Annotated in this window: 2 protein-coding genes; both read left to right on the top strand. The window is 68.9% G+C overall.

Features of this window, described 5'->3' with window-relative positions:
• Nucleotides 1–713 (top strand): biotin synthase BioB (gene bioB, locus JCM9942_RS15665; RefSeq protein ID WP_054660788.1); only part of this gene is annotated, 713 nt, incomplete at its 5' end.
• Nucleotides 714–803: 90 nt separating this feature from the next.
• Nucleotides 804–1,533 (top strand): aminotransferase class I/II-fold pyridoxal phosphate-dependent enzyme (locus JCM9942_RS15670; RefSeq protein ID WP_157722983.1); only part of this gene is annotated, 730 nt, incomplete at its 3' end.

A 1,533-nucleotide genomic window follows, 5' to 3' on the forward strand; every position in this document is an offset into this window, starting at 1 on the left:
CGCCCAAGGACCGCGACATCCCCAAGGTCGCGGCGATGATCGCCGAGGTGAAGGCCCTGGGTCTGGAGACCTGCGCCACGCTGGGCATGCTCGAAGGCCACCAGGCCCAGGCGCTGAAGGACGCCGGGCTGGATTACTACAACCACAATCTGGACACCGCGCCGGATTACTACGACTCCATCATCCACACCCGCCAGTACCAGGACCGGCTCGATACGCTCGAACACGTGCGCAATGCCGGGCTGAAGACCTGCTGCGGCGGCATCGTCGGCATGGGCGAGACCCGCGAACACCGCGCCGGCCTGCTGCTGGCACTGGCCAACCTGCCCGCGCACCCGGATTCGGTGCCGATCAACCGGCTGGTACAGGTCGCCGGTACCCCGTTGCATGGAAGCGCGGAGCTGGACCCGTTCGAGTTCGTGCGCATGATCGCCGTGGCCCGCATCGTCATGCCGCGCTCGATGGTGCGGCTCTCGGCCGGGCGCGAAAGCATGAGCGACGAGCTGCAGGCGTTGTGTTTTTCCGCCGGCGCCAACTCCATCTTCTACGGTGAGAAGCTGCTGACCACCGGCAACCCGGACACCGCGCGTGATCTGGCGCTGTTCGAACGTCTGGGCCTGACCCCGATGCCGGTCGCGGTGGATGCCGATGACCACGATCACCCCGGCACGGTGCATCTGGATATCGCCCCGGCCTGCGCGCAGCCGGCCTGATCCGGCAGCGGATCGGCCGCGCAGCGTGGCCCGGACGTCGGCAACGACAACCGGGTACGCTAGCCGGCCATCCGTCCATGAAAACGCGCCATGGCCCGTCCCGATCTCCACGAACGCCTGCAGGATCAACGCAAACTGCGCGAAGCCCAGGGGCGGATCCGCACCCGGCGCACCGTGTCGCGCCGCGACGGGGTGCGCCTGGAAATCGATGGCCGGTGGCTGACCGGCTTCTGCAGCAACGACTACCTCGGCCTGTCGCAGCAGTTCGAAGTGGTCGCCGCGCTGCAGGACGCCGCCGCGCGTGACGGCGCCGGCAGCACCGCCTCGCATCTGGTCTGCGGCCACCATGCGCTGCATGCGCAGCTGGAACAGGAGATGGCCGACTGGCTCGGCTATCCGCGGGCGCTGCTGTTCGACAGCGGCTACATGGCCAACCTGGCCGTGCAGCAGGCGCTGCTGAGCGAGGAGAACGATGTCTGCGTGCAGGACCGGCTAAACCATGCCAGCCTGCTCGATGCCACGCGTCTGGCCGGCTGCCGCCTGCGGCGCTATCCGCACCTGGACAGCGAAGGCGCGATCCGCCAGCTCAAGCACGCCCCCGACGGCGCGGCGATGCTGGTCACCGATGGCGTGTTCAGCATGGACGGCGATATCGCCCCGCTGCGCTCGCTGTCGCTGGTGGCGCGCATGCAGCAGGCGCTGTTTTACGTCGATGACGCCCATGGCGTCGGTGTGGTCGGCGCGGACGGCCGCGGCTGCGTGGCCGAGGCCGGGCTGGGCGTGAACGAGGTGCCGCTGCAGCTGGCCACGCTGGGCAAGG

Source organism: Stenotrophomonas pictorum JCM 9942, assembly GCF_001310775.1.
GTDB lineage: Bacteria > Pseudomonadota > Gammaproteobacteria > Xanthomonadales > Xanthomonadaceae > Stenotrophomonas > Stenotrophomonas pictorum.